The sequence below is a fragment of the Paenibacillus sp. Y301 genome (assembly GCF_059445505.1).
Window position 1 is genome coordinate 151587 of sequence record NZ_JCAIUL010000002.1, and the last position, 19519, is coordinate 171105.

15 protein-coding genes and 1 pseudogene are annotated in these 19519 nt (G+C 38.2%); 13 read left to right on the forward strand and 3 right to left on the reverse strand.

Annotation, left to right across the window (positions count from 1 at the left end; genetic code table 11):
* Window positions 1-33: 33 nt before the first annotated feature.
* Window positions 34-1341, forward strand: coding sequence for an O-antigen ligase family protein (locus tag AC1D69_RS04135; protein WP_495455287.1), 1308 nt, complete (start codon window positions 34-36; stop codon window positions 1339-1341).
* 87 nt (window positions 1342-1428) lie between these two features.
* Here the strand turns inward: AC1D69_RS04135 and AC1D69_RS04140 are convergent, their stop codons facing one another.
* Window positions 1429-3168, reverse strand: a complete 1740-nt coding sequence (locus AC1D69_RS04140; RefSeq protein WP_495454895.1) for a right-handed parallel beta-helix repeat-containing protein — start codon at window positions 3166-3168, stop codon at window positions 1429-1431.
* A 280-nt stretch (window positions 3169-3448) separates the two neighbouring features.
* Here AC1D69_RS04140 and AC1D69_RS04145 point away from each other — a divergent pair, with 280 nt between their 5' ends.
* The 8 genes and pseudogenes from AC1D69_RS04145 (at window position 3449) to AC1D69_RS04180 (ending at window position 11249) form a co-directional block, all read left to right on the forward strand.
* Complete coding sequence (locus AC1D69_RS04145; protein ID WP_495454896.1) at window positions 3449-4627, forward strand: nucleotidyltransferase domain-containing protein; 1179 nt, start codon at window positions 3449-3451, stop codon at window positions 4625-4627.
* A gap of 90 nt (window positions 4628-4717) precedes the next feature.
* Window positions 4718-4898: pseudogene (locus tag AC1D69_RS04150) on the forward strand (lasso peptide biosynthesis PqqD family chaperone); the annotation flags it as partial.
* Between the two features lie 262 nt (window positions 4899-5160).
* Entirely contained in the window at window positions 5161-6333 is a 1173-nt protein-coding gene (locus AC1D69_RS04155; RefSeq protein WP_495454897.1) for a nucleotidyltransferase domain-containing protein, read from the forward strand.
* A 95-nt stretch (window positions 6334-6428) separates the two neighbouring features.
* Entirely contained in the window at window positions 6429-6722 is a 294-nt protein-coding gene (locus tag AC1D69_RS04160; protein ID WP_495454898.1) for a lasso peptide biosynthesis PqqD family chaperone, read from the forward strand.
* Window positions 6722-7204, forward strand: coding sequence for a lasso peptide biosynthesis B2 protein (locus AC1D69_RS04165; RefSeq protein ID WP_495454899.1), 483 nt, complete (start codon window positions 6722-6724; stop codon window positions 7202-7204). The genes AC1D69_RS04160 and AC1D69_RS04165 overlap by 1 nt, the downstream gene beginning before the upstream one ends.
* Before the next feature lie 21 nt (window positions 7205-7225).
* A complete protein-coding gene (locus AC1D69_RS04170) occupies window positions 7226-9034 on the forward strand; it encodes an ABC transporter ATP-binding protein (protein ID WP_495454900.1) in 1809 nt (602 codons plus the stop codon).
* 141 nt (window positions 9035-9175) lie between these two features.
* Window positions 9176-11083, forward strand: a complete 1908-nt coding sequence (locus tag AC1D69_RS04175; protein ID WP_495455288.1) for an asparagine synthase-related protein — start codon at window positions 9176-9178, stop codon at window positions 11081-11083.
* A gap of 31 nt (window positions 11084-11114) precedes the next feature.
* Entirely contained in the window at window positions 11115-11249 is a 135-nt protein-coding gene (locus tag AC1D69_RS04180) for a paeninodin family lasso peptide (RefSeq protein WP_495454901.1), read from the forward strand.
* A 112-nt stretch (window positions 11250-11361) separates the two neighbouring features.
* Here the strand turns inward: AC1D69_RS04180 and AC1D69_RS04185 are convergent, their stop codons facing one another.
* Window positions 11362-12390, reverse strand: a complete 1029-nt coding sequence (locus AC1D69_RS04185) for a LacI family DNA-binding transcriptional regulator (protein WP_495454902.1) — start codon at window positions 12388-12390, stop codon at window positions 11362-11364.
* Between the two features lie 239 nt (window positions 12391-12629).
* Here AC1D69_RS04185 and AC1D69_RS04190 point away from each other — a divergent pair, with 239 nt between their 5' ends.
* From AC1D69_RS04190 to AC1D69_RS04200, 3 genes are all read left to right on the forward strand, one after another.
* Complete coding sequence (locus AC1D69_RS04190; protein ID WP_495454903.1) at window positions 12630-13679, forward strand: 2,3-butanediol dehydrogenase; 1050 nt, start codon at window positions 12630-12632, stop codon at window positions 13677-13679.
* Window positions 13680-14019: 340 nt separating this feature from the next.
* Window positions 14020-14301, forward strand: coding sequence for a hypothetical protein (locus AC1D69_RS04195; protein ID WP_495454904.1), 282 nt, complete (start codon window positions 14020-14022; stop codon window positions 14299-14301).
* A gap of 263 nt (window positions 14302-14564) precedes the next feature.
* A complete protein-coding gene (locus AC1D69_RS04200) occupies window positions 14565-16943 on the forward strand; it encodes a GH36-type glycosyl hydrolase domain-containing protein (protein ID WP_495454905.1) in 2379 nt (792 codons plus the stop codon).
* Window positions 16944-17074: 131 nt separating this feature from the next.
* On the opposite strand, the gene AC1D69_RS04205 is transcribed toward AC1D69_RS04200, so the two are convergent.
* Window positions 17075-18103, reverse strand: a complete 1029-nt coding sequence (locus AC1D69_RS04205; protein WP_495454906.1) for a PHP domain-containing protein — start codon at window positions 18101-18103, stop codon at window positions 17075-17077.
* A 232-nt stretch (window positions 18104-18335) separates the two neighbouring features.
* On the opposite strand from AC1D69_RS04205, the gene AC1D69_RS04210 reads away from it, so the two are divergent.
* A complete protein-coding gene (locus tag AC1D69_RS04210) occupies window positions 18336-19364 on the forward strand; it encodes a LacI family DNA-binding transcriptional regulator (protein ID WP_495454907.1) in 1029 nt (342 codons plus the stop codon).
* Window positions 19365-19519 lie beyond the last annotated feature (155 nt).

Sequence of the window (19519 nt, forward strand, 5' to 3'; positions counted from 1 at the left end):
AATTAATTTGAGAAAAGGAGTTTACGGACTGTGATGTTTACTATAGCGATAGTAGTGTTAGTTATTTCAACTTCAATTTGGAGACCAGAAGTTGGTCTTGCGATAGCTCTACAATCTTATTTAATACGATCTGCACCTAATCCACCTGCGTATTTAATAAATAATTCGAGCGCATCTGTAGATAATAATCAAATTATAAGCATCATAGTACCATTGGTAGTTTTTGTTATTATTATATTAAAAAGTATTAAGAAAGGAGACAAATATAACATTAGTTATTTAGATACGCTATTAATGTTATTGGCAATTGTTATATTATACGGAGTATCGTATTCGCCTGTAGTAAGCGATGGAATTGGAAGGGCAGGAAGATTATTCTTTATTGGTATTAGTTATTATTATGTTGCAAGGCTGTACTTTTCAAAGCATAAAAACCATGTTCAAGCCGTGAATAACTTCTTTGTAACTACTTGGGTGTTGTCGATTGTATTAGGTTCTTACGCTTATATTCAATCATTTGGAATGGATTATTTTAGACTTACGATTGGTAATGCACACCCTATTCCATTTAGTTTGCTCATTGCATCAGGTGTTTTAGTTAATATTTATTGGCTATTTGGTAATGAAAAAACAAAAAAACAAAAACTTATTCTTGTGCTCCCGCTATTCGTTCTATTTGTTGTTTTTATATCAACAAATACAAGAGGAACGATTTTATCTTTATTTGTATCACTTATATTCATAATGTTTGCGTTTATAGTTCAAAAAAAGGTGAAACTAAAATACATTTTACTAGGTTCAATAGTTATAGTTGGTTGCGTACTTTTAGTGTCTAAAATCCTACCCGAAACCTATACTAAAGTAATTAATAATATTGAACTTATTACAAGTGACGACCAGGGATCATCAATCAATGAACGTAATGTTGCTCATGCCGAAGCAATTCAAATTTTTCGAGATAATTACATTGTAGGAGTTGGTACTGGGGGGTTTCAATATTATGGTTCCCTTGAATACCCACACAATATATTTCTTGAAATATTAAGTGAAAATGGTTTAATAGGTGGAATAATTTTTACAATCATGAGTTTAATAATATTAGTTGTATTGTTGCGAACAATGTTTAAATACAGTGATATTAGATTACTTATTGCAAGTATGGTACTAATGAACTTTATTGAAATGCAATTTAGCTTCACATTTTGGATGCATAAATTATTTTTTGTTTTTTGTGGGATAATGATAGCCACGTACAAAAAAGAAAATATAATTAATATTACAAATCAAAGAATTAAACACAATTCTAGTCCGAATTCTATAATACTTAAATTTGAAAAATAGATTATTTACATCAATATTTCAAATTTAATACAAGTGTATTTATTTAACAGGATAAATAAATACACTTGATTATTATAGTTGTAACAATTAAATTGGCGTTTCCATCCAATCCACTAAATTATTTGCAAAATACTTACATCGTCCAGAGAAGGTAATATCTCCAACAGCTGTGTTAACTACACGTAAGGGTTCTGTCATGCTCACTAATATATTTCCGATAATAACCATAGTTGCACTTGTTCTCTTGATATTGTTAGCAAATGTTCCGTCTGCGATAGTTATCCCAAAATTCCCATTCATTATTCTGTTGTCTTTTACAATAGAATAGAGAGAACTCCTAATATAGATTCCTTCTGTAGTTCTACTAATTAAATTAGATAGAATATGAATACTATTTGCTTTATAAATGGATATTCCTTTATTAGCATTACTAATATTGTTATTATTAATTGTACAAACATTCATGGGATCTAATGTAACATTATTTGCTATGTCTATAGCCACATCAAAATTGAAAATTCTATTGTTCGAGATATTAAAATTTTGAGCATCATCACCAGAACCCCCCTGAATCCCAAATCCAACTTTTGTTGTATGTCTGGAATCTTGAACAATATAATTGTTAGTCACAGAAATATTAGCATTTCTTACATGAATACTTCGTGGAGGTACTGGCATACCATTAGACTTTCCACAATTATAAACATAGTTACCGGTAATAAAGTTACCTGCATCAAGAGTAGATGTCGTATCGGTAACTTCTGCTGATATTCGAGATACGATACCCCCATAAGCAGAACCAGCACCCGTATTAAACAAACCACAATAGGATACAAAATTATTAGTACATAAAGTGCCAAGATTTGCACGAATATATATTCCGATTTCCCTGCAGTAACTAATTTGATTATTTGAAATTATGGTTTGGCGAACATTTGTAACTGCATTAGATAATGTTCCATATGTCCCTTTGTATAATTTAATTCCTTGGTGAAGTCCCTTTATTATGTTGCCGGTAATTATTCCTCTTGAATGAGTAGCGGCTTGAGTCATAACTTCAATCCCTATTCGTAATCCAACACTCAAACAGTGGTTTCCTGATATAGTAAAGTCTTCATCACATTTATGTGCATCTAGTGCCAATACCCAGCCAGTTATATCACCAGTCTGTGCCCCTGCAATATCTGTGTAGGAATCATCTAAGAATTGATCTATAGATTTCCCCTCTACTTTGGAGTTGAAATAGTTATCAGTAATTTTATAGCCTTTACTTGCAGTTCTAACAACCCCTTCAGAGTAGTTTTCAAAGGAACATTTATCAATAACTGCATTCACTGATTCATATAAATGAATACAACAGTTTCTAATACTTTTACTGTAGCTTGATGGTATTGTGTGGGCTATATGATGAGGCAAATTAGAAAATTTTATTCCACTAATAATAAAATCAGATGCTCCATCTGCTAATAACAAGGCATAGTGAGAGGTGATATTATTGGGGTCGCGTATGATCATACCTTGCCCAATCCAATCTACATTAGATTTTTTATTTATTGTTTTCTCAGTCATATAAACACCAGTAGGGAATTCCAAAGCTACTCTAATGCCTAATGTTGTTGCTAATAGATTAGCTTCATCTTCAGCTTGTTGAATAATAAATTGAGATGGTTGGGAGCCATTGTTCTCAATACCGAAATCCAAGATGTTTTTTTTCAATCCCCACTTCTTCGTTATGTGATCTATCTTAACCTGGTTTTCAATCTCTATATTTTCAATTGAACTCTTTGCTGCTTTTAAACCTCTATAGCCTCTTATGACTCTAGCCATGATTTAGCCTCCAGTCCAAGTTAATGAGATTATTTATCTTTAAAATAGTTAAGAAGATTTTGATAAGATATTAGATATTTAGATCTTTCGATTCTTAATATCTTATCTTTAGAGGGTATTGGTCGTGTCGGCAGATGACCATAATAGTAAAATTGTTTTACAGGAAATGGCTGTTATTGTACAAATGTAACTTGTGAATATATTATTTTTACGATACAATATGTATCAAAAGCGTAATTAATGAGTGCTTATTAATTCAGTAAACTAGGAGTGAATGTATTTGAAACAAGGCTATATAATCGATAAGAGCTCTTTTTCTCAAGAACTGAAATTAATAATACTTTTAATTGGTAACTACTCTGAGGAAGAAACAATAGCTGCATTAATTACGGATAATATCGATTGGAGTGAATTTCTTAGACTAGTGTATCATCACCGAGTATATTCTCTAATTTATACTAAATTAACAAATATAAAAATATCAATCCCAGACTATGTACTTAGTTCACTATATTCAAATTACAGTAATAATACATATAAAATGCTTGGTTTAACATATGAAATGGATAAAATAACGAAAGCTTTTACGAATAGTGAAATACCAGTATTGATGTTAAAAGGACCATTACTTTCTGAAAAACTATATGGTAGTTTATCTCTTAGAACATCAAAAGATTTAGATATGTTAATACCCATAGAAGCTATTAATAAAGCAGAAGAGGTGTTAATCAATTTAGGTTATGTAATAACTTCTGACGTTCCTCGAGTTCTTAATGATTGGAAACGTAAAGCCCATCATGTTGGATATATTAATCCTCAAAATCAAGTTATGGTTGAGCTTCATTGGCGTTTACATCCTGACGCTGGTTCAGAATCTGGATTTGGTGAATTATGGAATAGAAAAAATTTAAGTAATCTAACTACAACACCTACATTTCAACTTGGGGATACAGATATGTTCGCTTATTTAATTTCTCATGGCGCGCGTCACGGTTGGTTTAGACTTAGGTGGTTAGTGGATATTGATAGATTGTTAAAGAAACATTCATTTAGTAGCGAACATTTGATTAGCACATTAAATAAACTAGGTCTACAACTTGTCACAGGACAAACATTGCTGCTTACAGAACAATTGTTAAATTCTAATATTCCAAATGAATTCAACCCCTATAGAAATTCACCACACGCTTATAATCTCGCTAATAAAACTATTGTTTTCATCGAGAATAAGTACCAGTTAGCTCCAAAACCTGAGCCAAATATAAAAAAGTATTATCAACGTTATTTATTTAACTTAAAAACAAACAAACAAAAAGTAATATATATACTGACTAGGTTTTATCCTAATTCTTGGGATGTCATTGAATTTCCACTTCCTAAAACAATGCACTTTTTATATTTTCCATTACGGCCTGTTTTCTTAGTATGGCGTTATTTTAAAAAGTTTCAATCTTCATGATATACATACTGTGAAAGTTAACATGATTTTTTCGCCTACTAGAACTATAATTTTCATAAATTTAAATATAACCAAGGAGAAAATTATTTCATTACCACTGAACTAATCACAGCTAATGAGCTTATCGTACAGTCTGAAGGTAACCCGGTAAGCGATATGGATGGCGAGAAAGTGATGTTGGCATCGAGAACGGGAAATATTACATTCTTGGTCAGATCGGGGACAGATATGGGAACTTATCGCTTCTCCTGTAACCATAAATGAAGTGGTCGAATAATCAGTGGTAGAGTATGAGATTGAACCAGATATGTGTAAGCAATAATGAGCTTTTATAAGAAAGTGCATAGGTTCAGTTCTTATCCCTTTTGATATTTTACGGCGAGAGGTATGGACGGTTATATCAGGACAAGGTAAAATGGTATTAGATGGATATGTACGTAAGAGCAGAATGGGAGACGTAATCGTCATATTTCCTGAAGCGAAGCGTAGCTTACGAGCAATCACTGATATCGAAAGATAGTGGGGTAGTTACTTTGAAGTTAGATGCAATTGAGTTGGACCTGAGTGATGTATCCAAAGAGTTATCCTTTTTACTATTGATTTTACATGAGGATATGCTAGATGAGAGTATTCTTGAGCCATATACATCCGATCTGGATTGGACATTGTTTATGAAGCTTGTTATGCATCATCGTGTGTATCCTCTTGTTTATTTAAAGTTGAAAAGAATTAGCACCTCACTACTAATTCCAGCTAATGTTATGGAAACACTTCATCATCAATATCAAACCAATACCCTGAAGATGTTACACCTTAGCAGAGAAATGAATCATATATGCAAAGCGTTAACCAATAGTGGCATACGTACTCTTTTATTGAAGGGTCCTGTTCTAGCTATACAACTCTACGGTAATCTGACTCATCGGACATCCAAAGATATAGATATTCTAGTTCATGCAGATGATGTGGAGAAGGCCGAGGAAATATTAGTTCAGCTTGGTTACGAGATGAAGGATCCATATATCTTAAACAACTGGAAGAAGAAAACACACCACTTATCCTTCGAGAATAGGGAACATTCGGCACAAATTGAAATTCATTGGAGACTAAACCCTCATTTCAGTAAGTCATACTCATTCGATAAACTATGGGAACGTAGAAATGATGTGACAATATCTAATCAAACGTTTTACTGTTTGGGAAATGAAGATCTACTCTGCTATCTTACGGATCATGGTGCTAGACATGGCTGGTTCCGATTACGCTGGTTAATGGATATTGAAAGGTTACTACCTACAATAAGCAGTGGAAATATGAAAATTCATTTCGATCAATATGGTGGGCAGCAATACGTTGGACAAGCATTCATCCTATTGTCGAACCTACTTTTAACGAAGATTTCTCAAGATTTAGAATTATTAACGATCAACTCAAAATCTCAACGACTAGCAGAAATGGCCCTATATTATGTCAAAAGAATCGTTAAATTAAATCCCGTACCGGAGAAAAGTATCGCTTGGCATTATAATCGCTACCTCTTTATGTTAATGTCGGCAAAACAGATAATAGCATACATGTTAAACAAACTTCTTCCTAGCACACTCGATGCTTTAATGTTACCATTGCCTAAATCACTTTATTTTCTATATTTCCCACTTCGGCCTTTTCTAAGCTTATTGCGTCGATTGAAACGACTGTCTGTATAAATTTTGCGGAGCGACTTCCCCTAATTTACAATTAATAATACAATCTGTATCATACATGATTTTGTACAGTATTCTAATAGAGGAGGCTTTTAATCATGAGCGTTGAACTAATCACAGCTAATGACCTTATCGTTCAGTCTGAAGGTAACCTGGTAAGTGATATGGATGGCGAGAAAGTGATGTTGAGCATCGAAAACGGTAAGTATTACAACCTTGGTCAGATTGGGGGCCAAATATGGGAACTTATCGCTTCTCCTGTCACCATAAATGGAGTGGTCGAACAATTAGTGGCAGAGTATGAAATTGAACCAGATGTGTGTAGACAGCAAGTATGCACATTTATACAGCAACTTGCCACTGATGGACTCGTACAGGTGAGGAAGCAATAATGAGCTTGTATAAGAAAGCTCATAAATTCATTTCTTATCCGATGGATGTTAAGTGGATGTTCATAGAAGCTTATTTCTATTTGGCATGGGGAAGAGTCTTAAAGCTTCTTCCTTTCTCTAGAGTAGCACCTTCCTTAGGAGAGAGAATGAAGGAAACGGAATATGTTAGATGTACGGAGCAGGAGCTCATACTATTGCGTAAGATATCGATAGCCATTCATGCGATGAGTCGCGTAACATGGTGGGAGAGCCAATGCCTGGTTAAGGGTATTGCCGCACTAAAGATGCTTAAGCGAAGAGGGATTCCAAGTACTTTGTATTTGGGAAGTGGGCGAGATGACACGGGGAACATGGTAGCGCATGCTTGGCTACGTAGTGGATCTTATATTGTAACCGGAAGTGAAGGACACGAAAGGTATGCTGTCGTAGGGATGTTCGGAAATAGTAAGCAGTCTGAAACTCTAGCGACTATGAAGCGGTGATCCGCATAAGGGGTTAGTATAATGAAGGATCTATTCTATTATATTCGTAAAATGCATCGTGTCGCAGGAATAAAACTGTACCTCAACATGTTTATGACACTTGTGATTAGCTTATTAGATGGCATAGGGATCTATTTGATCGTCCCTCTTCTAAGTATAATTGGTGTAATTCAAATGGATTTGGATGGGGTACCCCTTGTGTCAACGCTATTTCGATTTGTTGATTCATGGTCTATCAATCTTAATCTACCCATCGTTCTAGCCATCTATGTGATGATCTTGGGGGGGCAGGCATTACTACAGAGAAGCCAATTAGTGATGAATACAAAGATCCTCCAAGAATTCGTCCGTTCACTTCGAATGAATACTTATGAGGGACTGATGCAGGCGAAGTGGGAATTTTTCTTGAGAAAACGTAAGTCAGACTTTAATCATATTATGACCAATGAGCTTGGAAGGGTTAGCTTCGGTACCTCGCTCTTTCTTCAGATGATTACTGCGACGATATTCACGATCATTCAGTTGGGATTGGCCTTCTTATTATCGCCAGTTTTAACTCTTGTAGTACTTGGTAGTGGTATCTTCCTCGCTTTGTTCTCACGTAGGTTTATTAAGAAAGCTGAACATATCGGTGATGAGACTTCAGTGTTATCTCAGCATTATTTTGCTGGCATTAGTGATCATTTTAATGCGATCAAGGATATTAAGAGTAACAAGCTAGAATATTCACACATCAATTGGTTCAAACATCTTAGCCAGAGATTAGAGAGTAATGTCATTCAATTTGCTAAGCTTAACTCACTTTCGCAGTTCTTCTACAAGATATCTTCTATTCTTTTTATTGTAGGGTTGGTCTATTTAGCTCTAGAGGTTATTCATACACCTGCTGAACAATTAATTCTTGTTGTACTCATCTTCTCTAGATTATGGCCAAGGTTTATTCTTCTACAGAATAGTATGGAACAGCTTGTATCGAATATTCCTGCTTTTAAGGCATTAAGAAATTTGCAGCGAGAGTATGACTCCGATAGAGAGTTGACTGAAGGAATCAATACCACTGAAGGAATCCAACCTATTCTTATGAAAGAAGGAATAACGTGCAATCAAGTGGATTACCGTTATGATCCTAGTGAGTCTGAATATGCTCTTCGTGACATTAATGTCCATATCCCTGTCAATCGGATGACAGCCATTGTTGGTAAATCTGGTGCTGGTAAAAGTACCTTGATTGATATGCTTATGGGTCTCATTCATCCTGAGAGTGGACAAGTGACAATAGACGGTATTACGCTACGAGATGATCAGCAATTGTTGTCTCTCCGTAGCTCCATTGGATATGTTGCACAAGATCCCTTTCTATTCAATGAGACGATTCGTGATAACCTGAAACTAGTGGCACCTTATGTTGATGATTCTGAGTTATGGAAAGCTTTGGAATTTTCTGCCTCTGATGAATTTGTACGGAAACTTCCACAAGGGCTTGATACGATCATTGGTGATCGAGGCGTCCGATTGTCGGGAGGAGAAAGGCAACGAATTGTATTGGCAAGAGCCATATTGAAACGTCCTACCATTCTTGTGCTTGATGAAGCGACTAGCGCGCTTGACAGTGAGAATGAACGACTGATTCAAGAAGCACTGGAGCTGCTCAAAGGAAGTATGACTATTATAGTTATCGCTCACCGCCTATCTACAATTCGCAATGCAGATCAGGTGATTGTTATGGAGCAAGGTGAGGTTATTCAACAAGGTGGATATCACCAGCTATCGCAGGAAGTGAAAGGGACATTCAGGCAGTTGCTGGATTATCAGATAGGGGTTAATGGGTAGCTTTTTGTCATTAGATACTATGAATACTATATTTAAAAATTTTCTGAAAAAAACAATTGTAAAATAATAGGTTTTCGTTTATGATACAAATTGTATCAATATAGATAGGAGGCGGTTGACATCAGCGTTATAGCAGGAGTTATAGAATTCGACAAGCCTTTTATTTCTCCCAATGAAGTCGCCCCTTTTATGGATGCGATTCGAGATCTCCCAGGAGATGACTTCGATACGTGGGTTCAAGGTTCAACTATTCTCGGATGCCGCTCACAATGGATTACGCCAGAATCAGTTCATGAACAACTTCCTTACTGGGATGAAGAGTATGGGGTAGCCATAATAGCCGATGCCATTATCGATAATCGTTATGAACTTTTTGAGAGATTGAATGTGAAGCGGGACATACGATTAAGTATGACAGATAGCGAATTAATTGTTCTTGCTTATGTCAAGTGGGGCCAAGAAACACCAAAGTATTTAATAGGAGACTTTGCTTTTGTTATATGGGATCGGCGTAGCCACACCCTCTTTGGTGCTCGGGATTTAGTGGGTAGTCGCACACTTTATTATACCCACAATATAGAGCGCTTTGCATTCTGTAGTGTCATACAACCCATGTTTTCTTTAAGTAACTTACCTAAGCGACTGTGTGAAGAAAGATTCGCAGAATTTCTGGCGATTCCCACGTTACTGGATGCAGTTAATGTACATACAACATTTTATCAGGATATTAAGCAAATACCACCTGCACATTCATTTACCTTATATGAGGGTAAACTCTCTTTCACGCAATATGGATCACTAGTTACAGATACGAAGGATATATCATATCGAACGGATGGAGAGTATGTTGAGGCATTTCAGGAAATATATCAGGAAGCGATACGGTCAAGATTACGGACCTATAAGCAAGTTGGCGTTACTTTAAGTGGCGGACTTGATTCTGGATCTGTTGCAGGATTTGCAGCGGGGATGCTGCAGCAGGAAGGGAAATGTTTACAGGCTTATAGTTCAATTCCCTCGCGTGATTTCGTTGATTGGACATCTCGCAACATATTTGCTGATGAAACTCCCTATATACAATCTGTTGTGGATTATGTAGGGAATATAAAAGCGAATTATCTTGATTTTCCTGGAATGAGTCCATTGTCAGAGATTGATGACTGGCTAGATATACTTCACGCACCTTACAAAAATTTAGAAAATTCATTCTGGATTAAAAGTATTCAGCAGCAAGCGGCACAGCAAGGAGTAGGTGTGTTACTGACAGGAGTCAGGGGGAATTTTTCTGTATCTTGGGGCTCGGCAGTCGGTTACTATGCTTTGCTATTAAAAAGACTTAGTTGGATTCGATTGTACCAAGGAATATCGGATTATGGGAAACAGCTTAGGATAGGTAGGAAGCGTATTATCCATGCGGTGCGCCAGCAAGCTTTCCCAGAAAAGGTAACCTCTCAGTTCCAACCTATTGTTCCTTCTCTTATTCATCCAGAATTCGCAGCTCAATCAGGTATATACGAGAAGTTAGAGCATTACGATGTCGGTCTGCGAGAATCTCCGGTTCAAATTATGAATGAGAGACAAAGTTTCTTCGGTAATCTGTCTATTCTCAATATGCAGAGTACCATATCAGCCCAATTATCCTATCGTTATGGGATATGGGAACGAGATCCTACTAGCGATTCGAGAGTTGTGAAATTTTGTTTGGGAGTTCCGTTCAGTCAATACGTCCATAATGGGTTCGGTCGTTCTCTTATTCGTAGATCAACAGAAAACGTTCTTCCGGATAAAGTTCGATTGAATCAGAGAACTCGTGGTGCTCAAGGGATGGATTGGGTACATCGCATTGCTCCGAATTGGAACGCTGTCCAAGAAGAGATTCGATTGTCATACAGTGATGAATTGACTTCTTCCTATCTGAATATGGATCAAGTAAAGAGTTCACTTGATCGGGTAGGATCAACAATTAAGCCAGAGCAAGCGGAGGATCCACATGTACAATACCTCATGCGAAGCTTAATCGCACATCGCTTTCTCCAAAGGTTGAAATAAGAAATAGACCACTTGAAAGGAGGTGAACAATATGACTAAAAAAGAATGGACTGTACCCGCATTGGAAGTTCTTCAAGTAAGTGAAACAATGCAAGGATTTGGGCTTTCAAAGGTTGACTACACATATGTAGCAGGTAAACTCGTTGACATGGATATTTATTCCTAGGACTCATCCTATACTTAGTCAATAATTTCCAATATGGGAGCGTCGTAAATGAGTGTAGTTAGCAATACACATTTATGGCGCTCTACATATTTGAATGTAGGTTCATTCCACTCTATTCAATATACTGCGTAGTACGCGTTCGGCTTAAACTAGACTCTCTAACGATGAGTCTTGGCTCGAATTGTATCCTCTCATAAAGGCCCCTTTTCTGTTCTTCTATACGTTGTAACAGCAGTTCTGTTGCCACCTTTGCAACCTCCGCACCCATGATGGAGACGGAGCTGATCTTTGGAGTCGTAATCGTACACAATAAATTGTTATCAACGCCAACGATAGCAATATCCTCTGGCACGCGAATACCTAGTTCTTTGAAGCGATTCAATAGCCCAATCGCGACCATATCATTTCCGGCGTAGATCGCATCTGGAATGTGCGTCAGGTTAACAAAATAATCAGCTGCTTTAGCTCCGGTCTGCAGAGAAAAGTCATCCCCAAAATAGATTAATGATCGATCGATCTGATCTAGTGCATCCTCATAGGCAAAGAATCTTTCCTCAATGATTTCTTTTGGAGCACCAGCATACCCAATTCTCGTTCTCCCTATACTTAGCAAATGTTCCATGACTAGTCTGCCCTCGGGTGTGGAGAGACTTACAATATCGGCCTTAACATCAGATTCTAATGTCTTGCCATAATTGATGATGGAGATTGGAAGATTAGCTTTATTAATGAGATCTTTCATGGTTTTGGGATAAGCAAGCGGTAAAATAATAAGGCCATCCACATGAAGTTTCTTCATATCACGTAGTAGCTCTAACTCTGATCTTATATTCCCTAATGTATTAATCTGAACAACACGATAGCCATAATGCTTCGCCGCTTGTTCAACGGAATAAGCAATTTCCGGAACAAAAGCGTTGCGAATATCAGGTACAGCCAAGGCGATGTGTTTGGTTTGACGAAACTTTAAGTTTTGTGCAAAGGAATTAGGAACGAATCCAAGCTCTTCGACAGCTGTCAGCACCTTTTCTTTTGTCTTCGGACTTATACCCTCTGTATTATTAATAGCTCTAGACACGGTTGCGATTCCAACACCTGCTCGAGCAGCTACATCCTCTATCGTAACTTTATTATTTGCCAATCCCAGCACTTCCTTTAACTGTATGAAATTGTTTCCACAATAGTATACATAAAATATGAATTAAAGTATAACATACTTGGGAATTATATGAATACTATCATGTTTACTGCACCATTTCGGTTGACAATATGTTGATATAGTGACATAATTATTTATGGAAACGTTTCCGAATTAGTTATTATATTTCCATAATTATAGCGTATTATTCGTGGTTATACTTATCTAGGGAGATGACACAAATGAAAGCATTAAGATGGCATGGTCAGAAAGATTTACGTCTAGAGAACATTGAAGAACCAACAGCTCAACCAGGTAAAGTGAAAATTAAAGTCGAATGGTGCGGTATTTGCGGCAGCGACTTGCACGAATATACAGCAGGTCCAATCTTTATTCCAGAGGGCACACCACATCCAATCACTGGAGAAAAAGCACCTATCGTTATGGGACACGAATTTTCCGGGAAAGTAGTAGAGATTGGCGAAGGTGTAACCAAAGTCAATGTGGGTGATCGTGTCGTTGTAGAACCAATCTATGCATGTGGTAAATGTGATGCTTGTAAAGAAGGCTACTATAACCTTTGCTCTACCATGGGCTTCCTTGGACTTGCAGGCGGCGGCGGTGGTTTCTCCGAATACGTGAACGCTGAAGAATATATGGTTCACCAAATTCCAGATAGTGTATCCTATGAACAAGGTGCACTTGTAGAACCTTCCGCAGTTGCGCTTCATGCTGTTCGTCAAAGCAAATTCAAAGTTGGTGATAAAGCTGTCGTATTCGGCGCAGGTCCAATCGGCTTGCTCGTTATTGAAGCGTTGAAAGCTTCAGGCGCAGCAGAAATCTACGCTGTTGAGTTGTCACCTGAACGGAAGCAAAAAGCGACTGAACTTGGCGCAATCGTCATTGACCCTAAAGAATATGATGTCGTTGCAGAAATTCACAATCGTACCAACGGTGGGGTAGATGTTGCTTATGAAGTTACGGGTGTGCCTCCTGTTCTTACACAGGCTCTTAATTCGACAAAAGTTGGCGGCGAATTAATGATCGTCAGCATTTTCGAGAAAGAAGCGTCTATTAAACCTAATGATATTGTGATGATGGAACGTACCATGAAAGGGATTATCGGTTATCGCAACGTGTTCCCTGCCGTTATTAGCTTGATGACTCAAGGCTACTTCTCTGCTGAGAAGCTTGTAACGAAACGAATTACACTTGATGAAGTTGTTGAAGAGGGATTTGAAGCACTCTTGAAAGAAAAAAATCAAGTGAAGATTCTTGTGAAAGCTGAATAACAGCAATTAACAGAAATTAACAGGTTGGTTAAAGCAAGACAAGGCAAGAGAAGACAAGAGAAGCGAAGCCCAGAGGCTTTGCTTTTTTTGGTTTTCTCTTTTTTGATAGCCTTGAGACCCATGTCTCGGTCTAACCGTGAGTGTTATTATTTTCGGGAATATAATCTATCCTTCGACAACCCATACTGTTATACTCAATGGATATATCTGCAATTAAATCGTATACAGAATAAGCAACTATAGGGGGATATGTACGTCATCTACGAATATATTAGATCGTACTATTGGAATCATTGAGATTGTATGGGATGCTAAAGCCAATTCGGAAGATTTCGATAGAGTGACCAGTGAGGTTCAGGCCCTCGCACAAGAACTTGGGGGTAGTTTTGATGTTATTGTGGACGTGAGAAGTGTAAAACTATTCATGCCAGAATCCCAAGCCAAACTTGTCGAGCATCAAAAGGCTTTAAAGAACTTTGGAATGAGACGGGCTGCCGTTATTGTTGCAGGTACTATAGCCAAAATGCAGCTTAAACGAACAACAAGAGAATCATTACATACTACTGAAACACACTGGGAGAATTATGAAGAAGGATTAACATTCTTGAAAACGAACCGGTAGACTTAAGTGAAATATTTATAAAGAAAGTCTAACGAAGATCATGAAAAAGCCATGAATACTCAACTCATCGTTGGGGTTCGTGGTTTTATTTGTTGCATGATTACGAATAAGTCCTGATGCGAAGGGTGCAATATTGTTTGAAGACAAGTATAATTTAGGGGATTTACATCCATGAAATGAAAGGGTAATCATTGATCATTCGTTGAGTTAAATGGACTTAATAATAATTTTCTCTAAAATACTAAATAAAGAGGTGTACGTTGATGATAAGAGCAACTGAAAATAATGAATATGTTGAATTGACGAGTCCTACAGTTCTTCCAAAGGCTTCAGGTTTTTTGTGGAATGAAAATATGATGATACATATGAATTGTCGTGGGTATGCTGTGGCACAATTTATGCAGCCGGAACCTGGAAAGTACTCCTATGCACCCAATTTGGAAGCCAAGACGTTCATGCAACCTGAGCAACCTTATTATGCGCATCATCCTGGCCGTTTCGTGTACGTGAAGGATGAAGTGAGTGGTGAAATTTTCTCTGCACCGTATGAGCCTGTTCGCGTACTCCCTGATAACTATACATTTTCTGTAGGGGAACATAACATTGTCTGGAAAATTGAAAGTAATGATATCCTGATCGAAATGAGTCTGAGTTTACCTAAAGAGGATCCAATGGAACTGTGGCGTGTGAAAGTGACGAACCTTTCGCAGACGAAAAGGAAGTTAAGTATCTATCCTTATTTTACCGTAGGCTATATGTCATGGATGAATCAATCAGGCGAGTACAAGGAAGATCTGCAAGGGATCGTGTGCTCTGCGATTACGCCATATCAGAAATATCAAGATTACGATAAGATCAAAAACCTGAAAGATAAAACATTTTTGTTAGCAGAGCAAGAGCCTTTCGCATGGGAAGTGAACCAAGAGGCATTCGAAGGAGAAGGGGGTATTCATAACCCATCAGCGATCCAAAATGAAGCATTGTCCAAAGGGGAATCCCGCTATGAATTGCCCGTTGCTGCCTTGCAATACAGAATCGATCTGGATCCGGGTGAGGAACAAGCCTATCGGTTTATATTTGGTCCAGCTAGAACAGAGGAAGAGATTGCTCAAATCCGCCAAAGCTATTTCTTAGATAAGAATGCTAGGGGTGAGGATGGTTTTGTTTTGGCTGAACGGGAATATGCTGAATACATACAGGAAGGCAGAGGATGTATTGAGATTACAACGCCAGATGCGGATCTCGATCAATTCGTGAACCACTGGCTACCGCGCCAAATGTATTATCATGGTCAGACCAACCGTCTCTCAACGGATCCTCAGACTCGGAACTACCTTCAAGACAATATGGGAATGAGTTATATTAAACCCCAGATAGCAAGAAATGCTTTTCTAACAGCATTAAGCCAACAAAAAGCAAACGGATCCATGCCGGACGGCATCATTCTGTACGAAGGTGCGGAGCTGAAATATATTAACCAAGTCCCACATACGGATCATTGCGTGTGGTTACCGATCTGTTTGAGTACCTACTTAGATGAAACAAATGATTATACGGTATTGGATGAAATGCTTCCTTTTGCGGATAGTGTGGAAACCGAATCTGTCTTCGAACATATCAACCGTGCGATGCACTGGCTTATGAACGATCGGGATGAGCGAGGGTTGAACTTTATTAATCAAGGCGATTGGTGTGACCCCATGAATATGGTTGGCTACAAAGGAAAAGGGGTTTCCGGGTGGCTAACGATTGCTACATCATATGCCTTTATGATATGGGCTGATATCGCTAGTAGAAGTGGCCGATCCAATATTAGCGAGCAATTCTTAGTGGCTGCGGAAGAGACGAATGCTGTAGTGAATCAGTATTTGTGGGATGGAGAATGGTATGCACGCGGCATAACGGATGACAATGTTGTATTTGGGATTAGTGAAGATAAGGAAGGTAGAATATTCATTAATCCTCAAGGATGGGCATTACTCAGCGGTGCTGCGGATGAATTGAAGCAACAGAAGCTGATTCAGGCTGTTGAGGAACAGTTGGAGACTCCGTATGGTGTGGAGAAGCTAGCGCCATCCTACACAGTGATGCGAGAGGATGTTGGGAGAGTAACGCAGAAACACCCGGGAACGGCAGAGAATGGAGCGGTATATAATCATGCTGCGGCATTTTATATTTATGGGCTCTACGCTGTAGGAGGGAAGGATAATGCGTATCGTCTACTTCGAAAAATGATTCCAGGGCCAGACTCAGAAGATATCATTAGACGAGGTCAATTGCCTGTATTTATACCCAATTATTATCGTGGTGCTTATAGACAATTTCCGGATACCGCTGGGCGATCCAGTCATTTATTTAATACAGGGACGGTTCCTTGGGTGTATCGCTGTTTAATTGATGGTCTTTTTGGATTACAGGGCAGTCCAGAAGGAATTCATATTAAGCCACAACTACCTTCTGAGTGGCAAGAGGTTACTGTTAAGCGGTTGTTTAGAGGAGCAGAACTGCATATCGATATGAAGCGAGATGCCGAGGTTACAACAACCGAAGTATATGTGAATGGCAAATATATAGAAGATGGCATCATCAAGGACCTGCAACAAGATGTCGTATATAACGTACTGGTTAAAATTCCGAAGTGAGAATAAATAAGTAGTCCCTCCATTTCAGGATATTCTTCCTCGATCTTTTGAAGGAAGAGTATCCTGTTTTGCTATATTTAACGTACAGTTTATTCACACATGTATTTATCGTCTTCATAGGAATCCTGCTATTAAGATAGGGTAACAAGCGGAAGCGTTGAAGGTGAAGATAAGGGGACCGTGAGTCGCTGTTTATTTTTATAATAGACGATTTCCTCATATCCGATTTGTTGAAGAAGTTGGATGGCATCATCGAGCATCGTTCCTAATTCATCCGGATAATGAGCATTGGAAGCGAGTGTAATCGGTACGTCATAATCTTTTAGAATAGTTAAAAATGAAGCACTTGGACCTATTTCCATGGCTGGATGGCGATAGGCTAACCCTGTATTTATCTCTGTAGCGACATCGGCAATACAGAGGGCAGCAGCTACATCGTTATAATGAACGGCTAGTTCCTCTTCTGGAGGTGTATGACTGAACATTGTGATATGATCCAATTGAGACATGAATTGAAAAATACCACTGTGTATCGCTTCAATGATAGTGTGATAATATTGTATATACAGCAAAGATGGGTCGTAACTCGCCAACTTATTCTGTACTTCGGGTTGATCCAACTTCAATCCTTCGTGAAAATGAACTGAACCGATGACATAATCTAACGAGTACGGTTCAAGAAGAGCCTTCAATTTCTCCTGACTGCTAGGGAAATAATCAGCTTCAACCCCAATAGATAATTCTTCATAGAATCTTGCTGCATTCCGCATTCCCGTTAAATAATCTTCTATAGAGTAAGTACATACGAGGTCCAACCATTTTCGCTGCATTCTGCCTAGTGGACTATCATCAACCAACATGAATTCTTCGTAATAACCCTTGAACTCTTGGAAACGATACAAATGATCAACGACCCCAAATTGTGTAATTCCTTTCTTGCGTCCTTGTTCTAAGTATCTAGTAATCCAATCCTCTGAATAACATCCTTCTTTCATTCTGCGGGCTAAACTTCTACTGATATGTTCAATCCAGGCACGTGACTCGGGCTCTGTCGGATGGGCATGATTTCTTGAAGTTTGTTCTAGTGCTAATCCTGTACGTTTAAGCCATTCTAGGGAATAAGTTCCTTGTTCTAGATGAAAATGAAAGTCTATCTTCATAATGTCGTCTCCTTCATTTAACGTTCATCGGGGATGTGGATGGATCATAAATGTATTTTATCGGTTGATGATTAACGTTAGCTCATACAATTGTAAAAAAGATGTTAAATACGTCGAGTGAGGCTATAGGGGATGGTGTGTCCTAGTTGTTATGGTAAATTTACTAAAAAAAAGATATACTTTTATAAAGTTGTTTATGGTTTTCCTTTTAGGATAAGAAGGAGCTTAAGATATGAAGAAGTTAACGATTGATGATGTAGCACAGAAAGCAGGAGTATCTAAGAGCACTGTGTCACAATTTCTAAATAAACGATACAAATATATGAGTGACTCCACGAAAAAGAGAATTGAAGAAGTTGTGGATGAACTAAATTACAAGCCTAATGGGCTTGCCAGAAGTCTAAAGAATAATCGGACGCATATGATCGGTGTTATTGTGGCGAATATCGACTATACCCTATCAATCCAGTGTATTAGAGCTATTGAGAGCGAGCTTCAAACTCATGGCGTACAGGTCATTATTTGCAATGCAGATGAGAACCCGGAGAAAGAAAGTAAATATATTGAGATGTTGGTAGCTCGCCAGGTAGATGGATTGATTATTTTCCCAACGGGGAATAATGCTGCAGCCTATAGTCGACTTATCGCTGAGAACTTCCCAATGGTCTTTCTGGATCGACTTGTTGAGCAGGTCACGACACATAGCTTACTTCTAGATAATGAAATGGCTGTCAAAATCGGCATTCAAGAGTTGGTACACCATCACCATGACCGAATTGCGCTAATTACCTTGCCACATGAGACACATCGTATCACTCCAAGGGTGGAAAGATTGGGCGGATACAAGAGAGCGATGGATGAATGTGGCCTTACGGTCAGAGAAGAATATATCCGAAGTGTCCCGAAGGAAGATATCCAGAAGACGATGGAGCAATTGCTTCGAATGCAGGAACCACCTACGGCGATCCTTGCAGGTAATGATATCGTGCTCGCTGAGATGTTGAAATACTCCAGTTCACATAATATACAGATTCCTGAGGACATATCGGTTATGGGTATAGATGATGCTGACTTTGCTCATATTTATAACCCGAACATTACAACCATCGGCCAACCAACTTACGATATGGGCAAGCAAGCCGCCAAAATATTACTTCAATGCATCGAAGAGACGGGCACAGCAGTGCCGATCATCTATCGCTTCGTCCCACAATTACACAGAGGAAAGTCTGTTAAGACCATAGAAGCAGATATGAACTAGGCGAGTATGTACTAGGACATATCTGAATATATTTTAAATGATAAAAGAGTGTTTAGGCGGAAGGTTGTTTCTGCTCAAACACTCTTTAATTTTATGACCTTGATCCTACTAATGATCCAACATCCAACATCCAACATCGAGCATCGAGCATCGAA

Coding starts and splice junctions, on each gene's coding strand:
- AC1D69_RS04135 (WP_495455287.1), top strand. CDS start 34: ATGTTTACTATAGCGATAGTAGTGTTAGTTATTTCAACTTCAATTTGG.
- AC1D69_RS04140 (WP_495454895.1), bottom strand. CDS start 3,168: ATGGCTAGAGTCATAAGAGGCTATAGAGGTTTAAAAGCAGCAAAGAGT.
- AC1D69_RS04160 (WP_495454898.1), top strand. CDS start 6,429: ATGAGCGTTGAACTAATCACAGCTAATGACCTTATCGTTCAGTCTGAA.
- AC1D69_RS04165 (WP_495454899.1), top strand. CDS start 6,722: ATGAGCTTGTATAAGAAAGCTCATAAATTCATTTCTTATCCGATGGAT.
- AC1D69_RS04170 (WP_495454900.1), top strand. CDS start 7,226: ATGAAGGATCTATTCTATTATATTCGTAAAATGCATCGTGTCGCAGGA.
- AC1D69_RS04180 (WP_495454901.1), top strand. CDS start 11,115: ATGACTAAAAAAGAATGGACTGTACCCGCATTGGAAGTTCTTCAAGTA.
- AC1D69_RS04190 (WP_495454903.1), top strand. CDS start 12,630: ATGAAAGCATTAAGATGGCATGGTCAGAAAGATTTACGTCTAGAGAAC.
- AC1D69_RS04200 (WP_495454905.1), top strand. CDS start 14,565: ATGATAAGAGCAACTGAAAATAATGAATATGTTGAATTGACGAGTCCT.
- AC1D69_RS04205 (WP_495454906.1), bottom strand. CDS start 18,103: ATGAAGATAGACTTTCATTTTCATCTAGAACAAGGAACTTATTCCCTA.
- AC1D69_RS04210 (WP_495454907.1), top strand. CDS start 18,336: ATGAAGAAGTTAACGATTGATGATGTAGCACAGAAAGCAGGAGTATCT.